This is a genomic window from Posidoniimonas corsicana (genome assembly GCF_007859765.1).
Classification (GTDB): domain Bacteria; phylum Planctomycetota; class Planctomycetia; order Pirellulales; family Lacipirellulaceae; genus Posidoniimonas; species Posidoniimonas corsicana.
This window is the reverse complement of the sequence record NZ_SIHJ01000002.1, coordinates 736,379-760,874: the sequence shown is the minus strand read 5'-3', so window position 1 is coordinate 760,874 and position 24,496 is coordinate 736,379. Positions and strand designations below refer to the sequence as shown.

Below are 24,496 nucleotides of genomic sequence, written 5' to 3'. Positions count from 1 at the left end.
CGATTGAACCACACCAAGGTTTGGTTCGCGTTGCGATAGGGCATCGGCCGTCCGGGCGTGGTGATGCCGGTCTGCAACAGCCCCGGCCTTCTTAGCCCTCACAGCCCGCTTGTCAGGCAACCGGGGCCGGCGAGCCGTGAATCTCTTTGCGGCCGCCAGACTGCGCCAAATCCTGACCTAGGGTTTCATAGACCGGCAAAGCGGACGCTCATCGGGCAAGGACTGAGCGGCCGCTACGGGCCACTGGGCGCCGGTCCCCCTTTTCACCCCCAGACGACGGCCGCGATGATCGCGCCGCGTCGCCCCGCTCATCCTCTCGCCCCCGCTCCCCGGCGTGGGCGGCAAGCCCGCTGCCTCGGCACTCGCCTGGCAGGGGAGACGATCGACCCCATGTCGAAGAAGTCACCAAATCAGCAACGCCGCAGCACCGCACGGCGCAGCCAGGTCGAGACCCTCGAGTCGCGCGAAGTGATGTCCGCCGACCCGCTCGGAGGCCTGCTCGGCGGGGCGATCTCGCACCACGCGCTGCAGGAGGACGCGCCGCCGCTCATGCACCACGGCGCCGGCGCGCTGACGCAGCCGGGCGGCGCCGACTACTCGCACCACGCCGACCCCAATGCCGACTTCTGGCTAGACGAGCAACCGGTCGTCTCGCTTGAGGAGCAGCTCGACCAGATCGAGAAGTCGCTGGCCAGCGCCCACCAACAGACCGGCATGGACCAAGTGAAGGCGAGCTACGGCTTCTCTGGCATCGGCCAGACGGTGGCGGTGATCGACTCCGGCATCGCCTACGACCACTACGCCCTGGGGGGCGGGCTGGGCAGCAACTACCGCGTGGTTGGCGGCTACGACTTTACCGAGAGCGACTCCGACCCGTACGACGACGGAACCGAGGGGTCCCACGGCACCCACGTTGCCGGGATCGTCGGCGCCGACGACGGCAACCGCTCCGGAGTCGCGCCTGGGGTCGACCTGGTCGGTCTCCGGGTGTTCGCCGACAACGGCGCCGGCTACTTCAGCTGGGTCGAGAGCGCGCTGCGGTGGGTGCACGAGAACCGCAACGCGTTCGAGAACCCGATCACCGCGGTCAACCTCTCGCTGGGGACCAGCTGGAACTCCAGCTCGATCCCCGCGTGGGGCATGCTGGAGGACGAGTTCGCACAGCTCAAGGCCGACGGGATCTTCGTCTCGGTGTCGGCCGGGAACAGCTACACCTCGTACAACGAGCCCGGGCTCAGCTACCCCGCCGCCAGCCCGCACGTGGTGCCGGTGATGTCGTCGGACGACAGCGGCTTCCTGAGCTATTTCAGCCAGCGGCACGGGCGGGCCATCGCCGCCCCGGGCCGCTACATCTACAGCACCATCCCCGACTACGCGGGCAACAACAACGGGGTAACCGACGACTGGGCCAACTTCTCCGGCACCAGCATGGCGGCGCCGTACGTGGCCGGCGCGAGCGTCATCATCCGCGAGGCGATGGAGTTTGTCGGCATGACCGGCATCACCCAGGACACGATCTTCGACCACATGATGGCCACCGCCGAGTCGTTCTACGACACGGCCTCCGACGCCTGGTACAGCCGGCTGAACGTGCAGGCGGCCATCGACGCCCTGATGCCCGAGGACGACTTTGGGTCCTCGGTGGAAGAGGCCTACAACCTGGGGACGATCAGCGCCGGGCCGCAGGCCAACGCCGCCCCGATGAGCGGCCACATCGAGCGGCTCACCGACTCCGACTACTTCACGTTCACCGCCGGCGCCACCGGCACGGTGACCTTCTACGCCCAGAACACCACGCATCAGCTGGCGGCGGCCTGGGACGGCATGGGCGCCGATGGCTGGAGCAGCGACGGCGGCGCCACCTACACCCTGAACGTCGTGGCCGGCCAGCAGTACACGGTCGCCCTGTCGAGCTCCGACGGGCTGGGGTACTACGACCTGTCGTTCTCGGCCGAGTCGACCTTCACCTACACCGACTGGGGCGCCGCCTCGGTCCAAGAGACCAGGTCCGGGATCAGCATCGCCGGGGAGTCCTTCTTCCGCATTGAGGCCGGCCGGGCGGGCTTCCTGACGGTGCAGGGGGTAAGCGGCGCTGAATCGGTTGGCCTCTCAATCTACGACGCCAGCATGAACCTGATCAAGCAGGGCGGGGCGTCAGACCGCATTGATGTCATTGCGACGGCTGGGCAGGAGTTGTACCTTCGGGTTGATGGTACTAGCAGTGACCTGGATCTGAGACTCACGAATGCACTCAGCGTTGTGAATGGTCAAGCGGCTTTGGTTGGATCCGCGGGAGACGACAATATTGTAGTGCGTCTAGGAGAAACGCTCTCGATAGCATTTAACGGTGTGGGGTACGGGCTCAGCGGGTCCGCCTACCCCGATGTCGCGATCGACGCAGCAAACGGGAACGACTCCGTTACGGTGTATGGAACGAGCGGCGACGAGACGGTCGTCATGTCTAAGCACAGCGCCTCGGTCACAGGAGGGGCGAAGTCGGTTGTCGTGGAGAACTCAGAGAGGATCAACGTGATCGGAAATGGCGGAGCTGACTCCGCCATGTTGCACGACTCGGCTCAGAACGACATCTTCGTCGCATACTCCGACCGAGCCTACCTTTCTGGCATCGGATTCTTCAACTACACCGAGGGGTTTTCTAGCACTGTCGCGGTCTCCACCGGTGGCGCGGACCGAGCCACCTTCTACGACACCGCCGGCGATGAGGTGTTCCACGCGAACGTCGTCTACGCCTCGATGACTGGTGCAGGATACACTAACCGGTCCGAGGGGTTTGTGCGGGCCTACGGGTATGCGTCAGGTGGGACGGACTCCGCGGTGATTGGAGACACATCTGGTAACGACGCGTTCCAGGGCTTCTCAGATCGAGCCTACCTGTCCGGGGGGGCGACCTTCCTGTACTCCGAAGGGTTCGATGCCGTTGACGTCACCTCATCTTCGGGGGCCGACTCATCTTTCTTCCACGGTGACGCCGGTGATGATGTGTTCGTGTCCGATCAAGCCTTTGCCAATCTCACGATGGCTAACACTTCGTTGAACGCATCCGGCTTCACGCGTACGTACGCGTTCGGAAACGGTGGCTCGGACACGGCGGTGTTCAGTGGCGCATCGGGGAGCGTCGACACGTTTACCTCATTCAGCAATCGCGCGTACCTGGCGAACGCGAACCGCTTTCAGTATGCGGAAGGGTTCGGAGAGGTGACGGCGAACGCTAGCGGGGCGAGCGATCTCGCTATCTTCTACGGTACGGTCAGTAACGAGTCCGTCGTAGCGACCCCAACCACTTCTCAGATGACCGGCGGCGGGTTCACACGTACGGCCAATGGTTTCTCGAAGGCGCTCAACTACTCCGGCGGCGGCACGGACTCGATCGTCTTCTACGACTCAGCGGGGAACGACTTTTTCAACGCAAAGCGGGCGACCTCGCACATGTCGGGGGCCGGATACCTGAACTACGCATCTGGCTTTGCCCACTCGCAGGCGTTCAGCCAGTACGGAAGTGACATCGCCTTGCTTACAGACTGGGCAGGCACCGATATGCTGTCGGTATCAGGGGCCGACGCTACGCTCGTGTCGGGCGGTGTCACGCTTCAAGCAAGCGGGTTTGGGAAAGTGGATGCTCGCGGGGAGAATGGCGGCGTCAACTCGGCGACCGTCGGCGCCTACGACGGGGTGTTCAACCTGTTAGGCGACTGGACTTAAACGCCGCCTCGTTTCTGGTGCTTTCTGAAACGAGATCCGTGACCTCCCCGATCGATGTAACTGCGCGAGGCGGTAGGCCGCCCCTAGGACAAAGAAGAGCGGCGTCGCGGTTTGCAGCTGTATGAAGAAGAGTTGGAAGTTGGCCCCGACCGCGGCCGCGGCAAGCGTTCCGAGAGACGCGGATGCCGACGCACGAACCGACGTAGGGATCGTATCGCTTCGTGCGCGGAGTACGGACCACAACCTGCGAGCCGCTTGCACACCAAACGCCACGAGAGCAATCGCGTACAACCATCCCCCCCGCAGCAGCAAGTCCACGTATTGGTTGTGGGCGTGGAACAGGCGAGGCACCGCGTCAGCCGCATGGGACGCGGCGGTGTCTCTAGCTGGAACGAACGCGTCGCCAAAGAGTGGCGCGTTCCAAGACCGCGTTAATCCTTCTAGCAGGTAGTCCCACCGTCGGTAGTCGGAGTCTGCGACGTCGGCAGCGCCGATCGCCTCCATCCGCTCGGTGACCCCCATCGCGGACCAGACAAAAGGGGCCGCGGCGATCGCGCAGAACGCGAGCGAGAGAATGCGTCCGCCCCCGCCGCGCGACGCAAGCGACCTCACTATCGACTGAACAAGGGCGGATGCCGCGAACCCAAGCAGAGCGGTTCTTGACCAGCAAAGGGGGAGGATCAGCCCGTGCGCCGCGAGCACCGTGAGCGTGCGCGACGAACGCTGGCCGTAAAGGTAGTTTGCCAGTGCGAAGTTGAAGCTGATGACCACGCAGAATGGGTAGTAGTTCTGGTACTGGGGTATGAGAACCGCGAGGTCGTGGATCACCCTCATTCGCTCGTGCAGCAATGCCCCGGTTCCGAACTTAGTGATCGCAAACACCCAGATCAACGTAAGCGACGCAACGGTGACGAACGGAGTCAGCCTATTAAGTCGCTGAACGTCGCGTGGCGAGGAAGCGATCCGGTTACCTGCGGCCAGTGCGAAGACGGGGGTCAGCGTCTGAAGATAGAACAAGACGTTCGGCCATCCGGATTCGATTCGGAGTCCGTAAAGGCAGGAGAGAGTCAGCCAGCAGGCTGCGTAGATCGCGAACCATCGCACGCTCCGCTGGACTCCTCCAGCGACGAAGAGAAAGAAGGCACCCAGCCCGCAGACAAGCAGACTGGCGTGGACTGCAAACTCTTCTGCAAGGATTCCACCGCCGCATAAGTAGCCCAGGTTGATCCGTAAAGAGTGTGTTCCCCAGAATACCGGAGCAAACATTAGCGGCACGGCTAACGACGCTAGCGACGGCGCGGAGGTGTGGCTGGCCCCAGTTAGGCGAGCGCTGGGGCCGGCGCCACTATAGATACTAAGGGATCGAGTAGTCCGCCGCCTCAATAGCTTCGTGCCTTGCCGGCGCAGTTGTGCTGTAGAGTTCATGCGGCGGCCCTCGGACTTGAGAGCTCAACCTCCCTTGGCTCGGACTCGCTGCCTCCACAAACGTTGACCGCTAGGAACAGAACTGCAAATTGGAACGTGTAGGCTAGGGTACGCCACATCGCGAGGTCGACGGAGCCCCTGCCAGAAGCGGAGAACCCAAGCACGCAGACCACTGACCACGCTACGGATGCGCCCGCGGCCGTCCAGAGCTGATCGTTGGCTACCGCGACCTTCTCCCACGCTTGGCTGGCAGCGAACGCGAGTGCGGTCAACATCATCCAGCGAACGAGCACATCGAGCGACTGAAACCCGTCTCCCATAACCACAGGCGCCCAGCCCGCCGCTACTGATCCGAGTATCGCGAGAGGCATGCCGACAAACACCGGCGCCATCGCGAGTCGGCGGTGCAATCTTGAGGCGGAGTGCTGGGAGGCCGACATTTCAGACAGCGCAGCCGAGCTCACGGCGGCGATCACTAGGCGACACAGCAGGAAGACCTGATTCGCAGCGACGTAGACGCCGAGCTCGGCGATGTCTGTCGAGGCTGCCATGATTGTCATGCACAGCAAGTCGGTTGGCGCGGCCACCGCGAACAGCAGTGACGCCGGCCCGATCCGCTTCATGAGTGGCCAGAGTTCGGCGAGGGAGTCTGCGGCGTTCGGCCAGCCGCCAAGCCGACGCCGTACGGCGGTGGCCAAACAACCGGCGTACCAGAGAGTTCCCACCGCCATTCCGGAGACAACTCCGGTGACGCCCCACACGGAAGCAAGCACTGGCGTGACGATCACGACCACGCTGGAAGCGAGCAACGCGGAGGATACGAGCGAACGCCCCATGCGGAGGCCGACGAGGGCTCCAGCCATTGCCATGCTAACCGTGGAGCCGATCGCCAGAATCGCGGCGCAACGGAGGACGGGTGTCGCCCCGTCGCTTCCGACGCCAACCTCTGACAGCCAGGGAGCGCCGACGATCAACAGTGCCGACATTAGGCAAGTCAATCCAACTGCCGCAACGCTTGCGCCACCTACCACCGCGAGGCGGCGTCGAGGGCGTCGCGTCTCCGCAAGTAGCTTGGTGAGCACAAGACCTGCGGACGCTCCGAAGAACACGCCGGCTGATCCGGCTGTCGCCTGGACCCACCCAATCAGCCCCAACTGGTCGGCGCCAAGCAGCATACCGGCCGTTACAACCGCCAACGCGACCCCGCCCCGCCAGATTCCGGCTCCCACCAGCACCAGTAGCCCGCTACTCAAAACTGATCTCAGCCCGAGCTGCGTAGGTACTCCCGTCGCCAGCGCCCGAAATGCCACAGCCTTTAGCGTGGAAGCTAGGATCGACAGGTACGCGTAGACGGTTGGATGATCGGTGTAGCGAAAGTTAATAGCAAGCTTCTCTGGCATCACGACGTCGCGGTAGTGCCTCTCGGGATCCGGTGATTCCGCGAGGATCGCCTCCTCGTCAAGGTACTCTAATGATGCCAAGTCGGTGATCCCCGGACGCACTGCGAGGACCCGCCGTTGATTGTCGTCATACAGCTCAACATACCTTGGAACCTCCGGGCGAGGGCCTACGAGGCTCATGTCGCCGCGGACGACATTCCAGAGTTGTGGCAGCTCGTCGATCTTAGTGCGACGAAGGATGGCCCCAACCCGCGTGACTCGCTGATCTCCCGCCACTGTTATCTGAGGAGCCTGATCCCCACGTTGCGTGGAGGTCATCGTTCGGACTTTATAGAGCCAGAACGGCGTTCCATGCTTGCCTATCCGCTGCTGGCGGAAGAACGGACGGCCAGGGCTGTCTGTCCGCACAGCAATGGCCGCCACTGCCAGGAGAGGAGAAAGCACGACCAAGCCGATAGAGGCGAACAAGATGTCCAGCAATCGGACCATCGCCTACGCAGCCGCCTTTCTGGCGCCGGCGATAACGCAGGCGACCTTGTCGGCAACGTACGTCACTTGATCGTCGGTTAACGCCGGCGACAGCGGCAGGCTAACCATCCGTTGATAGCTGTCAAACGCCACAGGAAAGTCGTTTTGCGAGTACCCGTAGCGATCTCGGTAGTACTTGTGGATGTGCACTGGGATGAAGTGCACGGAGGTGCTCACGCTATATTCTCGAAGCCGGTTTACTAGCTCGTCTCGGTCGTTATGGTCTTGCATCCGGAGCACGTAGAGGTGGTGTGCGTGGTCGCAACCCAACCGGAGGACCGGCGTCTGAACACCGTCGACGCGTGCAAATACGTTGTTGTACCTGTTGTAAATCTCGGCGCGGCGGGCCTGCAGGTCGTCCAAGCGTTTGAGCTGCGCGACACCCAATGCGGCCTGAAGGTCGCTCATGTTGTACTTGAAGCCGGGTTCAAGCACGTCGTAGAACCAGTCTCCGTTGGCCCCGTACCGGTTCCAGGCATTGCGGCTCATCCCATGAAGACTAAGAGTCCTGGCACGCTCGAGCAGTTCGGGCGGGCCGGTGAGCATGCCGCCCTCGCCGGTTGCGAGGTTCTTGGTGGCGTAGAAGCTGAACGTGGTCAGATTGCCTGTTCCACCGATAGTCCTGCCGCCGATAGCGGCGGGCAATGCGTGCGCCGCGTCTTCGATCAGCTTCAATCCGTGGCTATCGCATATAGCCTGTAGAGCAGGTATATCGGCCGGGTGCCCAGCGTAGTGAACCGCGATTACCGCTTTGGTGCGACATGTTATGGACCGCTCGACCTGCTCCGGGTCGATGTTGAGCGTGTCGGGGCAGACGTCGACGAGCACGGGCCTGGCGCCTGTGTGTTCGATTACGTTGACCGTCGACGTGAAGGTGAGTGTTGTGGTTATGACTTCGTCCCCAGGCCCGATCTCATGCAGCTTGAGTGCGAGCGCCAGAGCCGCCGTGCAAGAGTTGACAGCGACCGCGGCCTTGGCCCCGACACGCTCGCAAAACGCCTGCTCGAAGACGCGGGTCTTGGGGCCAGTTGTGATCCACCCAGAACTCAGTGTGTCAAGAACTTCTGCGATCTCGACATCGGTGATGCTGGGGGGCGAGAAGGGAACTTGCATAGTGGTTGTTCGCTTGGGAGCGGCGCGTAGGGGAATGGAGGCGGCCTCTCAGGCAGCTATGTCGGAATCGCAAGTGCCGTAGCCGAGACGCTCGAGAGTTGACCCTAGTGCACGAGAAACAGTCGCTTGGTCGTCCGATGAAAGGCGGCGTCGCCCGCCGATGCTTGAGTCGTTCGCGTGCGTTGTCGCGTAGCTCACGACCGTGTGAGCGTCTGGCAGTTGCAGCCACTCAGCGAGCTTCAACGCAGTTTGGGACGGATGGGTCACAAGGTCTTCGTAGCGGATTTCGAGGAGTTTGTCCGGTGAGATTCGCCCTCGTGCCTCGTCGAACGAGTCTAGGCAGCACTGCCACTGACGGGCACAAACCAGAGCCAGTGGGTGGTTAGCATAGTCTTGATCGATGCCGGGATAGCGGGGGCCCCAAGACGATACCGCGTCGGAGAAACCGGCCGCCCGACGTGCTGTACGCAGACCGTGCTTAAGCGCGTAGGGGAGGCAGGAACCTAGGGGGTAGGCCCGGAGCTTCTTCAACAGATAACTCGCACGCGGCGGATCTCGCCAGCACCGCATTGAGGATTCAACGACGTCACGACCGTCACGGATGAGATGGATGAACCGAGCGGCTGGCAACACACGCTGCACATAGGGCGCCCGCAACGTATTGCTGACGGTCTTCTCTACCAGTGATCTGGCATCATCGGTGCGCAAGCCAGCAGCATCGCGCAGCCGATTTCGAATGAAGCTTGCAGACCTTTCAGTCACCCACGCGGCAGGCAGAGCATCGTGCGGACAGCTCTCTGAGCCGTGCCGCCAGACGAAATTCATGTCGTACGGCGTCGCGCCGACCGCTCTCGACGCAGCAATCACCGATCGAAGGAACCTGGTTCCCGATCGAGCGGCGCCGAGGATGACAATTGGTGGTGAGTCCATGGCGGGCGCGGGCTATGCCGCAGATAGGGTTGGCGCAGGCTGTGGGTGGGTCACGAGCGTTTCGACCTTCGCAATGTCGCATTCGTCCGAGAGGCAGACGTCTTCGGCGCCGAACAGCAACGCGACTTTGCTGGCGATAGCGTTCTCATAGATCCGGCGACGTATGTCCGGATCGGCGGGCAGGAGGTCGACACTGAACAGGAGTACGGAGTCGATGCCAGAAGGCGGGTTCTTGGCGTACTTCTGGAGTACGGGTGCGTAGTCGAAGACGACGATTTCAGACTCACTGCCCACGATATCGATGTCGTTGATCCTTGCGTACTCGTTCAAGAACACTAGCTGAGACTTAGCGCTTACCCCTCGGCAGGCGCCTGAATACATGAGCGACCGGCGCCGCGGGCGTCGGGCAATCTCGCCGCAGGCATGGTCGCTCACCGGTGTCGACAGTTGTTCGTATGTGTAGAAGTTGGCCGCGGGCTTCATTCCAATGTCAGTCACGGATTCCGCTATTCGGAAGTCGAATGAAACACGCGACGTTGGAGTTGCGTTGTGGACGGTGCCGTGCACCATGTCGCCATTGAACACGATCAGGTCGCCAAAGGCGGCCTCGACCGGATCGCAAAGCGCGGCCGCCTTGTCGTTTATCTCGTCGAGGTCCATTTGTTCTTCTGCGATCTGACTGAGGAATTGGCGCGACTCATCGATATCTCTCGCCATCTGAAGGCTGTTTGCGCCGGACACGGTCGTGAGGGGCAGCCAGAAGCTGCAAACCCGACTTCCGTGCCCGTACCACGCGTCGGAATGGAAGCTAACCGAGTTTCCACCTGCGAGCTGAATACGCACGGTGGGCGTCTTCTGGATCACCGCTTCCGTCGTGAAGTGATCGTCGATCAGCTGTTTCCCGAACTCGCGGTACAGTCTCTGAAACGCCGGGGTCCGGAATAGTGTGAACAGATGCTGGCGGTGCGCTTCTAGGTGCTGTGCGATACCGTCTACTTTATGCACCTGGCGCAGCTCCTCTACTTGCTGCAATCCGATCGCCCGTTGGTGGCGGTTGATCTCGTCTAGCACGAGCTTGGCGAAGTCAAAGCGGCTGGTGTCGAACTGCAGCCTATCATTAGAGTAGTTCATCGCACTGCCTTGGTGGGATGGGACGCTGAGTTGTGGTATACTGAAGTAGGTGTGGAGGTATGCGTCTCGGGAGTAGAGCCACGACGCCGTTCTAGACAGATCGTGCCTGGTGGATTCGCCACATGTGATACGGCCAACCAGCTTCTCAATCGCAACGGCCGCTTGGTGCGGGTTGGTAGGAGATGCCGTGACGCCGAGCCCCTGTGATTCAATCTCATCGCCTTCGGCCGATCCGGTCTCGGTTAACACTAGCGACGGAAGCCCGGCCAGCGCGTACGAAATCAGCTTGCTTGGGTAGGCTACGCGGAACAGACCAGGTGCTGCCGCCACGATCCCGGCGTCGCAGGCGGCGATTCGGCGCTGAGCCTCGGAACGCGGCAGGGCCCCGGCGAACTCGACATTGTCTAGATGAAACTCGTGTGCGACTTGAGAAAGGCGTGCTCTCTCGCTGCCCCCTCCCAGCATCAGGACGCGGAAAGCGGTGCTCTTCGAGGCAATCTTCACTGAGCGGAGAAAGTGTTCCAAGTTCTGCAGTTGGCCGTGATTGCCGGCAAAAACTAACGTCGGAATAGCTGTTGTTTTGCTGTCGTCGCTCTCTTCAGGCGAGGGAGCATCGACGGCAAAGTTCTGGAGCACCTCGATGGATGCGTCTTGGCAGCCTCGGCTGCGGAGGGTCTGCCGCATTGTCTTGCTCAACGTTATCGTCACCGCCGCTGACCGCACGTTCCATCCGTCGATCCATCTGGTAACTCGCCCTACGCAGCGAGAGGCTCGGCTCGCGCTGCACATAAGCATCTCGGGAACGATGTCCTGGACGTAGTAGGCATAGGCTGCGCCTCGCAGTTGGGATGCGATTCTTACCAGGGCGGCGGCCGCAACCGGTGGATTTGAGGTCGCGATCACAAGGTCGAACCGGCGCCGCGTCAGGATGTACAACAGCCCAAGTAGGAAGCGGAGGAGGTGCAACGACCTGCGGACGGTTGAAAGCCCTCGATCTGCGGGCAGCTCCAACTCAAGCAGCTCAATTCCATGCTCTGCCGCCCACGCGCGACGCGCGACATCGCTGGCTGAAGTCGTCGTGTATACGGTGAGCTTGTCGCCCCGGCGTGCGTGCTCGGCGGCGATGTCCTTGAGCATCGCTGGGAACAGGCTGAGGTTCTCGGGCCAGAAGTATCTGTGCGCAATCAGGACGCGTCGGGGCTGAGAGGCGACCGGTTTTCGGGAGTGTCGGACCACTGTGACAATTCGCCTGCGGCGTGTTCTAGCTACGCTGCGCGGATGCCGTCCCACAGGTGACCGAGCTTGGCCGTGCCAAGGATCAGCTTCAGGACGCGGTGAGAGGTGTTGGTAACCTGGTATTCCGGGGCGATCAGGTGCTCGCGGGAGTGCTGGCTGTTGCGGGTGACGAACTCGACCGACTCGACAACCGTATCCACGTCGATCCCGGTCAGCACGATGTGGCCGGTGTCCATCGCTTCGGGGCGCTCCATTGCGGTGCGGGTGGTGACCGCCGGGAAGCCCAGGATCGAGCTCTCCTCGCTGATGGTGCCGCTGTCGGAGATCGTGCAGAACGCGTCCTGCTGCAGTCGGACGTAGTCGTGGTAGCCGAACGGCTGCAGGAAACGCACCCGGCTGTCGGTGTCGTCGAGCGCCGAGGGCGACAACGCCTCGAGCTTCTGCCGTGTGCGGGGGTGCGTGCTGACGATTAGCGGGCGGTTGTACCGCTGGCAGAGCGTGTTGAGGATCCTCAGCAGTTGTTCAAGATTGTCCTTGGAATCGACGTTCTCGGCCCGGTGGAGGCTTACTACCAGGTACTCGCCGGGCGTAAGCCCAAGCCGGTTGAGGACCGTTGAGGCCGAGATTTCGGGCTTGCAGGAGTCCAGCACTTCGCGCATTGGCGATCCGGTCAGGTAGACCTTCCGGGGGTGAATCCCCTCGGCCAGTAGGTTGCGGCGTGCGTGCTCGGTGTAGACCAGGTTGAAGTCGCTGATATGGTCGACGATGCGGCGGTTGATCTCTTCCGGCACGTTGAAGTCGAAGCAGCGGTTTCCGGCCTCCATGTGGTAGAGCGGGATCTTCATCCGTCGGGCGATAACGCCGGCGAAGGCGCTGTTGGTGTCTCCCAGAATCAATACCGCATCGGGGCGTTCCTCGACGAAGATCTCCTCGGACTTGACCAGCACGTCCCCCAGGATCCGTCCGAGCGAGGAACGATCGACGCCCAGGTAGTAGTCCGGCTGACGCACCTTCAGGTCTTCGAAGAATACCTGGTTGAGCTCGTAGTCTGAGTTTTGACCTGTGTGCACCAGCTTGTGATCCACGTGCTGGTCCAGTAAGGCCATGACACGCGACAGGCGGATGATCTCTGGGCGGGTGCCCAGGACGGTCATAATCTTCAGTGGTGACGCCATGGCGCCCTCCTGGCGGCCGGCGCCGGGCATTGAGCCCGGCACTTAATCGGGGTGTGTTAGGCGACCCGCTCGAAGTAGGTGTCGGGGTCCGACTGGTCGAAGACCTCGTTGCACCAGAACATGGTGAGCAGCTCGTCGTCGCCCACGTTCTCGATGTGGTGGGTGTGAAGCACCGGGATCGAGATGAACTGGGGCTGGTCGCCACTGACACGGAACTGCTTGACCGAGTCGCCGTGCAGCGGACGAAGCCGGATGACCGCCTCTCCCTTAAGCACGCAGAACCACTCGACCTTGCGGGTGTGGAAGTGGTTGCCGCGGATCACGCCGGGCTTGGTGGTCGAAAAGAACACCTGCCCGCCGGTTGCGAGCTTAATGATCTCGTACAGCTCTCCGCGGTCGTCGGCTTTGACCTCTGGGGTGTGCCGGTGGTCTTCCAGGTCGACGTACGACAGGAACGTGGAGTACAGCGTCGCCTCGAGGTGGGTACTCAGGTCGGGCACGATGTGTCGCTGGAAGAACGACTGGCGGTAGCCCTGCAGCTTGCTCAGCAGCTCAGCCACACGCAGCGTCGCGGCGCCTTCCAGCCGTAGCGTCTCGGTGGGGCAGGGCGGGTCGCTGAGCATCGCGTGCAGCTGCTCGACTACGTCACCAACCCAGATGAACTCAACCTCGCGGTCTTGGTGCACCTGCGGCTTCTCGCCGTTGACGAGCTGGTGGCAGAACGTCGCGACCACTGAGTTGTAGAACGGACGACAGCCCGCGCCGTAGACGTTCGGGAGCACGGCGATCGACAACGGGGCGTCGGTGCGTTTCGACCAGTCGGAGAGTGTCCGTTCAGCGGCCAGCTTGGCGTCGCCGTACGGCGTGCCGTTCCCTCGCTGCGTCGTGGAGCTGAAGATGATGTGTGGGCGGGACCCGTTCTGATCGCAGGCGGCGACGAGCTTCTTCGCCATCGCCTCGTTGCCGTCGCGGACCGCGTGGTCCTCGCCGCGGTTCACGCCGGCGATGTGGAAGATGGCGTCGCACCCGTCGAGCCGCTCGGCCAGTCGCCGCTCATCGTCCCAGGCGACGCGGGGAACGAGGCGCACGTCGAGCGTCGTGTCGGCCTGGAGCCGAGCACGCAGGCTCTTGGCGATGAAGCCGTTGGGGCCGGTTATGGCGATGACGCGTTGGGTCACGCGGCAAACCTCTTGAGCTTGGTGGCGGCTGGCCAGGTCTTCAGCTCTGCTTGCACCTCGGGGAGGCTCAGCAGCAGGTCTTCGATGTCAGCGACCGACAGTCGGCGCGCGTTCTCCGACGTGTAGCCGTCCTTGATGAAGGTGGCCTTCAGGTCACCTCGGCTGAAGTAATCTTCGTAGTTTCGGCCGGCCCGGCAGGGGACGCGGTAGTAGTTCTCGTATTCCTCGGCGCGGAGCATCTCTTCTGGGGTGAGGAGCACCTCGTGCTTCTTCTCTCCAGCACGCACGCCTACAATCTTTACCTCGTTGTCGGCGCCGAACAGGTTGAGCAACGCCTGAGCGAGGTCCTCCACGGTTGACGCCGTCGCCTTCTGGACCAGGACGTCGCCCTGCTGCCCGTTCTCCATCGCGAAGGTGACAAGCCGCACGGCCTCGATGAGCGGCAGCAGCAGCCGGGTCATGCTCGGGTCGGTGACCGTGAGGGGTTGCCCCGCCTTAATCTGGTCGATGAACAGCGGGATCACCGAGCCCCGAGAGCACATCACGTTGCCGTACCGGACGCCGCAGAAGGTAGCGCAACAGGACTGGAACGACTGCGCCTTGGCGAGCATCAGCTTTTCCATCAGGGCCTTCGTCTGCCCCATCGCGTTGACCGGGTAGACCGCCTTGTCGGTGCTCAGCACGACGAGTTTCTGGACGCCGACCTCCTCGGCGGCCTCCAGCACGTTGTGCGCGCCGATGATGTTCGTCTGGACCGCCTCGAAGGGGAAGAACTCGCACGACGGCACCTGCTTCAGGGCCGCCGCGTGGAAGACGTAGTCGGCGCCACGCATGGCGGAGGTCACCTGCGCGCGGTCGCGGATGTCGCCGATGCAGAACTGCACCCGCTCGTCGGCGAGAGCGAGCCGCATATCGTGCTGCTTCTTCTCGTCGCGGCTGAACACCACCACTCGCTCGGGTGAGTGTTCGGCCAGCACCATGCGCGTGAAGCTGTTGCCAAACGAACCGGTGCCGCCGGTTACGAAGATAGTCTTTCCGTCGAACATTCCATTGCTCAGCCGGGAGGAGGCGGTAGTTGGCGGGCGGCCGGGTCCATGGCCGATTGCCGGGCGGAAAGTCTATGGCCGATGGTTCTACAGATACAAGCCCAGTTGTCGGGCCGGCGCTACTGGGCGGCGATCAGGGCGGCTATCCGCTGCGCCGCCTGCCCATCGCCGTAGGGGTTTGTCGTGGGACGCCGGCGGGCGAGTTCGCCTTCGTCGCCCAGCAGCAACGCGACCTCGTCGACGATGCGGTCGGTGCTGGCGCCGACGAGCCTCGCCGCGCCGGAATCCACTGCCTCCGGCCGTTCGGTGGTGTCGCGCATCACCAGCAGCGGCTTGCCGAGCGACGGCGCCTCCTCCTGCACGCCTCCCGAGTCGGTTAGGATCAGCGTCGAGCAGTCCATGAGCCACACAAACTCGGGGTAGTCGGCGGGCGCTAGCAGGTGCACGTTGGGCAGGCCCCCCAAAGTCTCGTGCACCGGACCGCGGACGTTAGGATTGAGGTGCACCGGGTAGACAAAGTCGGCATCTTTGAATCGCTCACCCAAGGTGGCTATCGCCTGACAAATCGCCTGCATTCCATCGCCGAAGTTCTCGCGCCGGTGGCCCGTGACCAGGACCATTCGCGGTCGTGTCAGCTCGGGGTGTCGTCGACGCCAGCGACCTGCGTCTTCTCGCTCCCGCCGCACGGTTGCTAGCAGTGCATCAATCACGGTGTTGCCCGTCACATGGATCTGGCGCGCGGGGACATTCTCCTGACGCAGCTCGGCCGCCGCGCGTTCGGTTGGTGCGCAGTGAACTGTCGAGGCGATGCTCGCGACCCGTCGATTGAACTCCTCTGGCCAGGGCGCGGCTAGGTTGTGGGTGCGGAGGCCCGCCTCAACATGCACCAGCGGCAGACGATGGTAGAAGGCCGTCAGCGCCGCCGCCAGCACCGTGGTGGTGTCGCCCTGCGCGACGATCGCCGTGGGTGAGTGCACTTGAACCACGCCGTCCAGACCCTCAAGGCAGCGCGCCGTCAACCCGGAGAGGGACTGGTTGGCACGCATCACGTCGAGGTTGACGTCCGGGGTGATGCCAAAGTAGTCGGCTACCTGCGTCAACATCTGCTGGTGCTGGCCAGTGAAGCAGACGACTGGCGCCACATCACTCCGCTGCTGGCACGCCTGAATCACCGGCGCCATCTTGATCGCCTCAGGGCGGGTGCCGACAACCATCAGCGGTCGGCAGGCGGCGGGGGAGGCTTGCGGCATTCGGCGGGGATGCGTCGAGAGGGAGGGCTGGGGCGCCGGCCGGCGGGACCGGCCTTGCTGGGGGGCGCCCGAAACAGTATTTATCCCCTCCCCATCGTAATTCGAGACCTCGCGCCCGCAACGAACTCCTCGCGAATGTCAGCCATATCCCGCTCCGTCAGCCGCCTGTGCCTCTTCGGCCTGCTGCCCGCTGCGCTGACGGGTTGCCAGACGACGCACTACAAGGCGGCCGACCTGCCGTCCCACCTGCGTCGATCGGCGGATGTTTCCGCAAGTCAGATTCAGCTCTCTAGCCTGGCGAGCGGCGGCGGCCGCACGACCACCATCGGCCCCGATGACCTGCTGGCCGTGCACGTGGTGGTCGGCGCCGAACTTGACTCGCACGAGCCACACGTGGTCCAGGTCTCCGGGGACGGGGCCGTCGAGATGCCGGTCATTGGTCAGGTCCGAGTCTCGGGGCTCGAGGTTGCTGAAGCAAGCCGTGCGATCGCCGCTGCGGCTGTCGAGCGCGGCATCTACCGGCAGCCACAGATCACAGTTGAGATGCACAAACAGGCCAGCAATCGGGTGGTGGTGCTCGGGGCTGTCGGCGCGCCGGGCGCGTACGACCTGCCGCGGTCGGGGAGCGACGTCGCAAGCGCAATCGCTGCCGCCGGCGGCCTGACGGACGTGGCTGGCCCGGAAGTTGAAGTTCTCCGGCAGTCGCGGTCCGGCCTGATAACAGCCGCCAAGAAGACGCCGCCCAATACGGAGGTCGGCGATGGGGTAACTCAGGTAGCCTACGAGGCGGCCGCCAACGACAGACCGCTTACCGAGCGGATCAACCTCGCCCAGGCGGGGGCCGCGGGCGGCGGCAATCAGCGCCTCGACGACCGCGATGTCGTGATGGTGCACCCCAAGGACAAACGGGTGATCCACGTTACCGGCCTGGTCGAACGCCCCGACCAGTTCGAGCTGCCCGACGACCAGCCGATACGCGTGCTGGACGCGCTAGCATTGGCAGGCGGCGTCAGCTCGCCGGTGGCAGATCGCGTGTACGTGATCCGGCCCGAGGCTGAGGGGCCCGGCACCCAGCCGGTAGTGATCGAGCTAAGCATCTCCAAGGCGAAACACGTCGGTAATGAGAACCTGGTGCTAGGCCCAGGCGACCTAGTCAGCGTCGAGCAGACGGTCGCCACCACAGTCATCGATACGATGCGGGACTTCTTCCGGATAACGATGGGCGTGAGCAGTCGTCTCACCGCGTTCTAGGACCCAGCCCCGTGGCCGCCCGGCAACCCCGGCCAGACGCTCACCAACGCAGACACGCATGACCGCCGCTGATCATCAACCCGGGTTCCAGGACGAAGGCGTCCAAGAGGGCTCGCTCGCCGAGTCGCTCCACGGGCTGGTGAGGCTGCTGCGGCTGATGCAGCGGAACCAGTCCACCATTGCGTGGTGTGTGGCGGGCTGCGTCGCATTGGCGATGGCGTACTACGTGGCCGCGCCCCGTATCTACCGCTCAACCGCCAAGCTGCTGCTAATCGAGCAGGACTCGGACAAGGTGTCGGGCGTTGCGGACGCCGGGCGTGCGGACGACGTGATGGCCACGCACCGCGAGCTCGTGAAGAGCCCCGTCGTGCTGCAGAACGCTATCGCCAACCTACCACCGGAGCACCGCGTCGACCTGCTGACGGTGAAACCGTCCCGCTGGATCGAGGCGCTCAACGAGAACCTCTCAGCGACCACCGTCCGCCGCACCAAGTTCATCCAGGTAAGCTACCGGTCCCACCAACCCGAGTCGGCCGTGGCGGTGGTGAACTCCGTGATTAACAGCTACCTAAGGTTCGTCGAAGAGACCCACCGCAGCACCGCCGCAGACGTGCTCGACGTGCTGACCGTCGAGCGAGACCAGCTGCAGGAGGAGTTGCTGCAGAAGCAGCGGCTCCTGCAGGCCTGCCGAGAACGCTGCGGTCACCTGGCGATCGACCAGAAGGACAGCGTGGTCGACCCGCTGATCGGGAGGGCGATCCACCTGAACGACTCGCTCATGCAAGCGCAGCAGCAGCGGCTGGACCTGCAGGCGTCGCTGGCGTCGGTGTCGGCGGCGTTGGCGCGCGGCGAGGACATGCGCAACTACCTGAGCGTCGTCGAAGAGGCGGTCGGCGAGCAGATGATGCTCGCCTCGCTGGGGCTGAGCCACCAAGACCTGGAGATGCTCTCTTCCCAGCAGAAACGCCTCATGGAGACTCAAGACGAGCTGCGGCGGCTCACGCCGCACTACGGGCCGAACCACCCCCGGGTCGTGTCCCTTACCGAGCAGGCCGCGGCGCTCCAGCAGTACCTCTCCAACTACCACGCCGCCTCGGGGTCGCGGTACGCGTCGATCAACAACCAAGACCTGGGGCCAATGATCAAGCGCACGCTAGAGCAGTCGGTTGCCCAGGCGATCGAGCGTGAACGCGTGCTGTCCTCGTCATTCGACGAGGCCCGCATCGAGGCCGCCAAGCAGTCGGGCGAGCTCGTGGAGCTCGACATGCGGAGCCGTGAGGTCGAGAGGCTCGAGTCACTTCACGACGTGCTCTTCGAGAAGATCGCCGCGGTCGACATCCACCAGGTGCAGGCGCCCATCCGGGCGAGCATCGTAGAAGAGCCATTGCCGGAGGAGACCCCGGTCTCTCCGCGGTTTGCGTCGCTGTTCGGCTCGGCGATCCTGGGCGGGCTTGCCCTGGGCGCCGTGATTGTGTTTGTGCGGGACCAGCTTGACGACCGATTCACTTCGCCCGACGAGATGTCCGCCCAGCTCGAGCTGCCGGTGCTCTCGGTGGTGCGGACGCTCAACCCCTTGCCGGGCGTTGGGCTGGACGCCGTCCACATGCACGTCGATGGGAACTCGGTCGAGGCTGAAGCGTTCCGCACACTGCGCACATCGCTGACCCTGCGGGGCGACGAGACCGAACGTTTGGTGATCTCCAGCGCCGAACCCTCTGACGGGAAGACGACCGTCACCTCTAATCTGGGCGTGGCTTTTGCCCAGATCGGAAAACGCACACTCATTATCGACGCCGACCTCCGCAAGCCAGGCATGACCAGCCTGATGGACCTTAAGGGGCAGGCCGGCGTCACCGATATTCTCCTGTGTGAGGGCGGCGTCGCCGAGTTGGCGGAACGCTGCCTGGTCAAGACGCCACTCGAGAAGCTCGACGTGATCCCAGCCGGTCCCCGCCGACCGGACGCGGCAGAATTGCTCTCGGGCCCCAACTTCACCGAACTGCTTGCTTGGGCCGAGGCCCGCTACGATCAGGTGCTTGTTGACTGCCCACCAGTGCTCGCCGTGAGCGACGCGCAGATCATTGGTCGGCTCGTGGATGGGGTCGTGGTGGTCGTGACGCCAGAGAAGAATCACCGCCGCCTGGTCGTCCGCGCTTGCGACAGCTTCCTGCACGCCGGCTGCCATGTGCACGGCGTGGTCGCCAACCGCATCTCCAACAAGTCTGAAGGCGGATACGGGTACGGGTACGGGTACGGACAACAGTACGGCTATGGCCACACCGAGGAAGAGGAGCTGGCGCCGGTAGCCGCGCCACCGACTTCGCCGGTGGATCCCGACCCCCGAGACTGGCGCCGTTTGGGCGGCGATGACGCAGACCCCGCGAGGGCCGCCTAGGCCGCTCAGGAGAGCACGCGTCATGATCCCTACCACTCTGAGACAACGCTGGGCCGAGACGGACATGCGGGGCTGGCCGCTCCGTCTGACCGACGCCTGCCTGCTGGGAGTCTTGGTGGCGGCGCCGTTGTTCTTCGGCGGCCGACATGACCTTGGGCTGCTAGTCTACAGCGGACTGGTGCTAACCGCCGCGTCCGCCTGGTTGATGCACGGCATCGTGACCAAGCGGCGGCCAGCAGAGCTCTACCCAACTGCGAATGTACTGGTGATCGCCGCCCCGCTGCTGCTGATGCTGCAGCTGGTCGAGCTTCCTAGCTGGTTGGTTGGCGCCGTGTCGCCGCCCGCGGACGACCGCCTTGTCGCCTGGGGCAATGGGGCGCCGTTTGGCGGTTGGCGACACCTATCGTTCGACCCGTCGGCCACGCGGGCAAGCCTTGCAACGCTGCTGACGCACGCGGTGCTGTTTCTAGTGGTCGCCCAACGAGTCCGCTCGCGCGACGACGTACAGCGGCTCGTCCGCTGGCTTGGAATAGCGTCGGCCGGCATGGCGCTGCTGGCGTTGACGCAATACCTGACCGGCGCAGAGCAGATCCTCTGGTGCGTTCCGCTGACGCACCGTGATCCGAGCCGCGCCGCGATCGGGACGTTCACCAACCCAAACCACTGCGGCCACTTCATCGCCCTAGGCGCCGGCGCCGTGCTCGTCGAGGCCGTCCGCCGTCGGAGGCAACGAGCCACTCCGGCTCAGCGGCGCCGCCCCGGAGAGTCTGCGGTCTCACGCGAGCAACAGCTTCGCGAGGCGGCTTGGATCCTTGCTCTGCTTGCGACCGGCGTCGCCATCCTGCTGACGTTCTCCCGCGGGGCGCTGCTGGCGTACACCGTTGGGCTGCTGGTCACCATCACCGTGCTGGCCCGCGCGGGCTGGGTGGGTAGGGCACAGCTGGTGCGCGGGGCCTTCGTGCTCGTTGTGTGTGGAGTCGCCCTCTCGCTGTTTCAGTATGAGCAGTTCTCGCGGAAGGCCGGTGGTGTGAGCGTGGGCGAGCTCGATGAACTAGCGGACACCAGTGACCGGATGGTGATCTGGCGGGCTAATCTATCGGCCTTCTTCGCTAGTCCGCTGGTCGGCTACGGCGCCGGAACGCACTCTCAGGTGGCGCCGTTGTACCTCACGGAATCGAGTGGCGTTAACTACACCCACGCCGAATCCGGTTACCTGCAGGTCGCCACCGAGGCCGGCCTGGCGGGCGTGCTCCTGCTGGCCACGGCGATCGCGATCGCCGCCGCGTGGTGCATGCGAGGAGTGCTGCACTCGGGCGACGCCGAGGCGACCGTGCTGTGGGCCGCGATTTCGGCGGCTCTCGCGGTGTCTCTCTTCCATTCGATCGCCGACTTCGTCTGGTTCATACCCTCCTGCCTGGCGCCGGTAGTGATGCTGGCTGCGGGCGCAATGCGACTGTCTCAGCTGCAGTCCGGTCAGCCCCAACGTGCTCACGGCAAGGCATGGGGATTGCGGGACGCCGGCAAGGGATTCCTTGGTACGGCGATGGCCGCGGTCGCCGTGCTGCTGCTGGTCGGACCCGCCCGCAGCTCTTTCCAGCGCGACGCCTACGACCGCACAAACGTGGCGGTGAAGCGATACAACGAGAGCCTCAAGGCCCGCGTCGGACGCGATAATGCCGAGTCGGAGCAGCGGATCCTGGAATCCCGCGTGTACTACACGGACAAGATGATCGAACACCTGCAAGCGGCGTTGGCGGTCTGCCCGAGCGACGCCCAATCGCAGCTCAGGTTGGCCAGGCAGTCCCTGCTCAGGTTTGAGCTGACCCAGGCGCACGACGGCGGTGGCATGGGATTGGCCAACGTTCGCAACACCGTCTACGACGCCCAGTTTCAGTCCGAACAAGAAACGGCCGCTTGGCTCCGGCGCGCTTTCGGCGATGACTCCCAGCTGCTCTGGTCCGCCCGCCACGCTGCAGTGAATGCGGTCAGGCTCTGCCCACTTCAGGGCGAGGCCTACATGATCTTGGCAGACCTCGCGTTCCTCGGCGCTGGCCAAGGCGCCGACACGATGTTGCTGGTCGACCAGGCGCTCCGGCTTAACCCACACGACGGGGCGGTGCTGTTCGACGCTGGCAAGCACAAGCTGCTGGCGGGCCAGGAGCAACAAGCGCTTACTCTGTGGAAGCAGGCGGGGCACGCGCCCGGCCCGCACCGCATGAAGCTCGCCTCGGTGGTGAGCATGACCCTGCCCGCCGACGAGTTTGTCGCCGAGTTCGACCCGGACTGGCGGCTCACCTTCGCTGCCTACCAGTTTTACAAGCTCCGCGGCGAGGAGTCCGACCTCCACGCACTGGCCACGCACGCGCTTCAGTGCGCCGAACTTAACGAGCAGACCGAGCTTCCCAACCGTGCGGCACACAACTGGTGGCAGGCGGCCACCATCCATCAGGAACTGGGGGACACCGGACAAGCGGTTCGCTGCGCGGAGCAGGCCTACCGGCTCCGTCCCGCGTGCTTCTACATCCGCCGTGGCCTGGCCGCCGCCCTGTTCCGCGCTGAGCGGCTCGAAGAGGCGGACCCGCACATCCGCTGGTGCTTGGCCCGTCAGCCCGATGACTCGGCGCTCCGCCGGTGGCTGCAGGACATCGCCAAGCACCGCCTCGCGTTGCCGGGCGCCGAACGGCGGCCCAGGGTCGCGAGCCGACCGTCGCTGCTGATCGACCATTCTACGAACACTCACGAACCCACCCCTCCGGAATGATGACCCGGATCGCAACCCGACTGCGGTTTCTGCTGCTGACGCTGGCCTGCGCCGGCGCCTACGTGCTGGCGTACGCGCTGAGGTTCGCCGACGGCGGCGAGCCCCACCACTGGGAGCTGATGAGGGCCACGATCGGCTTCGCGGTGCTGGCGAAGATAGCGGCCTTCTTCTGGCACGATGTCCACCAGCAGCACCAGCGGTATATCAGCTTCGAAGATCTGGCCGCCATCGTCAAAGCGGCTACCGCGGGCGCGGTGGCGCTGACGCTGATCGACTTTTTTCTGCTGCCGATGCTCGCCATCCCCCGCGGGGTGATTTTCATCGACTGGGGCGCGACCATCTTCGCGATGAGCGCCGTGCGGGCGTGGCCGCGTGCGCTGCATTACGCGCGGACACACTTCCTCCCTGCCTCGACCGAGCAAACGCGGGTCCTGATTGTCGGCGCTGACGACCACGGTGAGGTGTTGCTGAGGGCGGTCCGCTCCAGCGCCGACACTCCCCGCCGGGTGATGGGCTTCATCGACGACAACCCCGCCCACCGCGGCCGCAGCATCAGCGGCGTTCCGGTGGTCGGCGGCGCCGATCAGCTCCCCGGTCTTGTCAGCCGACTGGGCGTCAAGGAGGTGCTGATCACCGGCGGGCTGCCCGGCAAGCAGGTGCGGCGGCTCATCGACACAGCGCAGCAGCACGGATTCCGGGTCAAGGTGCTGCCGAGCTACCAGCAGATCCTCAACGAGCATGTTTCGGTCCAGCCGCGGAGCGTGGCGATCGAGGACCTGCTGCGGCGCGAGGCGGTCGACTTCGACCAGCAGGCGGTGCGCAGCTGGCTCGACGGGCGGACGGTCCTGGTGACCGGCAGCTCCGGCAGCATCGGATCGGAGATCTGCCGCCAGCTGCTCCGGGTGAAGCCGGCCAAGCTGGTGGTGCTGGACCGGTCCGAGACCGGGCAGTTCTTCCTCGAGCGGGAGCTCCGGGCCCTGGCGCCCGACGCCTGCATCGAGGTCGCCCTTGGCGACCTCACCGACGCCGACCGCATGCGGGCCGTGTTCGAAGAGCACCGTCCGGACGTCGTGTTCCACGCCGCGGCGTACAAGCACGTGCCGCTGATGGAGCAACACCCTGGCGAGGCGATCAAGAACATCGTGCTCGCAACCCGAAACGTGGCCGACTTGGCCGACGAGTTCGCCGCCGGCGCGTTCGTGATGATCTCCACCGACAAGGCGGTCAACCCGACCAGCGTAATGGGCAGCTGCAAGCAGCTCGCCGAGCGCTACGTGCAGGCCCGGTCCGCCGGTTCGAGCTGCCGGTTCACCACCGTGCGGTTCGGCAACGTGCTCGACTCGGCCGGCAGCGTGGTCCCAGTGTTCCGCCAGCAGATTGAGAGCGGCGGGCCGGTGACGGTCACGCACCAAGACATCGTGCGGTACTTCATGATGATCCCCGAGGCGTCGCAGCTGGTGATCCAGGCCGGCACGATGGGCCGCGGCGGCGAGATCTTCGTGCTCGACATGGGCGAGCCTGTCCGCATCATGGACCTGGCGCGCGACATGATCCGGTTGTCGGGCCTGCGCGTCGGTGAGGACATCGAGATCGAGGTCACCGGGCTGCGTCCCGGCGAGAAGCTGTACGAGGAGCTGTACGGCGAGTCCGAGCGGCACAAGCCGACCAGCCACGAGAAGATCATGGTCGCCGACAGCAACGCCGAGAGCCTGCTGCGTGTCGCGCACGACATCGGCCGGCTGGCGTCGCTCGTGAACGGGCCGGCGGACGCGGTCCGTGACGCGCTCGGCGAGGTCGTGCCGCGGCTGGACTACCTCGAAGAGCAACGCCGTGCGGCCTAGCCCGGGCGGGCTGCTGATCTCCGCACGGTTCAGGCGGATTCTTTTGCTTTCGCGCGCGCCGTGCGGTATGGTCAGGCGATCGCGGCGGGCGAGTCGGCCCGTCGAACTCCTCGCCC

The 24,496-nt window shown here is 64.3% G+C and carries 14 protein-coding genes; 5 read left to right on the top strand and 9 right to left on the bottom strand.

Going from position 1 to position 24,496, the window contains the following annotated elements; genetic code table 11:
- Window positions 1-390: 390 nt before the first annotated feature.
- The gene (locus KOR34_RS19015) at window positions 391-3,720 is read left to right on the top strand and encodes a S8 family serine peptidase (protein ID WP_197531587.1); all 3,330 of its coding nucleotides are present in this window, start codon (window positions 391-393) and stop codon (window positions 3,718-3,720) included.
- On the opposite strand, the gene KOR34_RS19010 is transcribed toward KOR34_RS19015, so the two are convergent.
- The 9 genes from KOR34_RS19010 to wecB (KOR34_RS18970) all read right to left on the bottom strand — a co-directional run bounded on the left by KOR34_RS19010 (window position 3,703) and on the right by wecB (KOR34_RS18970) (window position 16,132).
- A complete protein-coding gene (locus KOR34_RS19010; protein ID WP_146567115.1) occupies window positions 3,703-4,986 on the bottom strand; it encodes an O-antigen ligase family protein in 1,284 nt (427 codons plus the stop codon). The two genes, KOR34_RS19015 and KOR34_RS19010, sit on opposite strands and share 18 nt — an antisense overlap.
- Window positions 4,987-5,141: 155 nt before the next feature.
- Complete coding sequence (locus tag KOR34_RS19005) at window positions 5,142-7,034, bottom strand: sugar transferase (protein ID WP_146567113.1); 1,893 nt, start codon at window positions 7,032-7,034, stop codon at window positions 5,142-5,144.
- Between the two features lie 3 nt (window positions 7,035-7,037).
- Window positions 7,038-8,186, bottom strand: a complete 1,149-nt coding sequence (locus KOR34_RS19000) for a DegT/DnrJ/EryC1/StrS family aminotransferase (protein ID WP_146567111.1) — start codon at window positions 8,184-8,186, stop codon at window positions 7,038-7,040.
- Between the two features lie 48 nt (window positions 8,187-8,234).
- Window positions 8,235-9,116: a sulfotransferase family protein gene (locus tag KOR34_RS27580; RefSeq protein ID WP_146567109.1), complete on the bottom strand. Its 882-nt coding sequence runs from the start codon at window positions 9,114-9,116 to the stop codon at window positions 8,235-8,237.
- Window positions 9,117-9,128: 12 nt separating this feature from the next.
- Entirely contained in the window at window positions 9,129-11,384 is a 2,256-nt protein-coding gene (locus KOR34_RS18990) for a glycosyltransferase (RefSeq protein ID WP_146567107.1), read from the bottom strand.
- A gap of 128 nt (window positions 11,385-11,512) precedes the next feature.
- Window positions 11,513-12,658, bottom strand: a complete 1,146-nt coding sequence (gene wecB / locus KOR34_RS18985) for a non-hydrolyzing UDP-N-acetylglucosamine 2-epimerase (RefSeq protein ID WP_197531586.1) — start codon at window positions 12,656-12,658, stop codon at window positions 11,513-11,515.
- A gap of 56 nt (window positions 12,659-12,714) precedes the next feature.
- Entirely contained in the window at window positions 12,715-13,836 is a 1,122-nt protein-coding gene (locus tag KOR34_RS18980) for a polysaccharide biosynthesis C-terminal domain-containing protein (RefSeq protein WP_197531585.1), read from the bottom strand.
- A complete protein-coding gene (locus KOR34_RS18975; RefSeq protein ID WP_146567103.1) occupies window positions 13,833-14,882 on the bottom strand; it encodes a polysaccharide biosynthesis protein in 1,050 nt (349 codons plus the stop codon). The genes KOR34_RS18980 and KOR34_RS18975 overlap by 4 nt, the downstream gene beginning before the upstream one ends.
- Before the next feature lie 119 nt (window positions 14,883-15,001).
- The gene (gene wecB / locus KOR34_RS18970) at window positions 15,002-16,132 is read right to left on the bottom strand and encodes a non-hydrolyzing UDP-N-acetylglucosamine 2-epimerase (RefSeq protein WP_146567101.1); all 1,131 of its coding nucleotides are present in this window, start codon (window positions 16,130-16,132) and stop codon (window positions 15,002-15,004) included.
- A 135-nt stretch (window positions 16,133-16,267) separates the two neighbouring features.
- On the opposite strand from wecB (KOR34_RS18970), the gene KOR34_RS18965 reads away from it, so the two are divergent.
- Genes KOR34_RS18965 through KOR34_RS18950 form a run of 4 tightly spaced genes read left to right on the top strand, consistent with a single transcriptional unit; the run spans window position 16,268 to window position 24,380 of the window.
- Window positions 16,268-17,383, top strand: a complete 1,116-nt coding sequence (locus KOR34_RS18965; protein ID WP_197531584.1) for a polysaccharide biosynthesis/export family protein — start codon at window positions 16,268-16,270, stop codon at window positions 17,381-17,383.
- A 58-nt stretch (window positions 17,384-17,441) separates the two neighbouring features.
- Window positions 17,442-19,778 (top strand): GumC family protein, encoded by a 2,337-nt coding sequence (locus KOR34_RS18960; protein WP_146567096.1) that lies wholly within the window; start codon window positions 17,442-17,444, stop codon window positions 19,776-19,778.
- Between the two features lie 22 nt (window positions 19,779-19,800).
- Window positions 19,801-22,539 (top strand): O-antigen ligase family protein, encoded by a 2,739-nt coding sequence (locus tag KOR34_RS18955; RefSeq protein WP_197531583.1) that lies wholly within the window; start codon window positions 19,801-19,803, stop codon window positions 22,537-22,539.
- Entirely contained in the window at window positions 22,539-24,380 is a 1,842-nt protein-coding gene (locus KOR34_RS18950) for a polysaccharide biosynthesis protein (protein WP_197531582.1), read from the top strand. Before KOR34_RS18955 ends, KOR34_RS18950 begins: the two co-directional genes overlap by 1 nt.
- Window positions 24,381-24,496: the final 116 nt, after the last annotated feature.

What these genes read in the sequence shown, in the direction of transcription:
- KOR34_RS19015 (WP_197531587.1), top strand. Translation starts at nt 391, where the DNA reads ATGTCGAAGAAGTCACCAAATCAGCAACGCCGCAGCACCGCACGGCGC.
- KOR34_RS19010 (WP_146567115.1), bottom strand. Translation starts at nt 4,986, where the DNA reads ATGTTTGCTCCGGTATTCTGGGGAACACACTCTTTACGGATCAACCTG.
- KOR34_RS19005 (WP_146567113.1), bottom strand. Translation starts at nt 7,034, where the DNA reads ATGGTCCGATTGCTGGACATCTTGTTCGCCTCTATCGGCTTGGTCGTG.
- KOR34_RS19000 (WP_146567111.1), bottom strand. Translation starts at nt 8,186, where the DNA reads ATGCAAGTTCCCTTCTCGCCCCCCAGCATCACCGATGTCGAGATCGCA.
- KOR34_RS27580 (WP_146567109.1), bottom strand. Translation starts at nt 9,116, where the DNA reads ATGGACTCACCACCAATTGTCATCCTCGGCGCCGCTCGATCGGGAACC.
- KOR34_RS18990 (WP_146567107.1), bottom strand. Translation starts at nt 11,384, where the DNA reads ATGCTCAAGGACATCGCCGCCGAGCACGCACGCCGGGGCGACAAGCTC.
- wecB (WP_197531586.1), bottom strand. Translation starts at nt 12,658, where the DNA reads ATGGCGTCACCACTGAAGATTATGACCGTCCTGGGCACCCGCCCAGAG.
- KOR34_RS18975 (WP_146567103.1), bottom strand. Translation starts at nt 14,882, where the DNA reads ATGTTCGACGGAAAGACTATCTTCGTAACCGGCGGCACCGGTTCGTTT.
- wecB (WP_146567101.1), bottom strand. Translation starts at nt 16,132, where the DNA reads ATGCCGCAAGCCTCCCCCGCCGCCTGCCGACCGCTGATGGTTGTCGGC.
- KOR34_RS18965 (WP_197531584.1), top strand. Translation starts at nt 16,268, where the DNA reads ATGTCAGCCATATCCCGCTCCGTCAGCCGCCTGTGCCTCTTCGGCCTG.
- KOR34_RS18960 (WP_146567096.1), top strand. Translation starts at nt 17,442, where the DNA reads ATGACCGCCGCTGATCATCAACCCGGGTTCCAGGACGAAGGCGTCCAA.
- KOR34_RS18955 (WP_197531583.1), top strand. Translation starts at nt 19,801, where the DNA reads ATGATCCCTACCACTCTGAGACAACGCTGGGCCGAGACGGACATGCGG.
- KOR34_RS18950 (WP_197531582.1), top strand. Translation starts at nt 22,539, where the DNA reads ATGACCCGGATCGCAACCCGACTGCGGTTTCTGCTGCTGACGCTGGCC.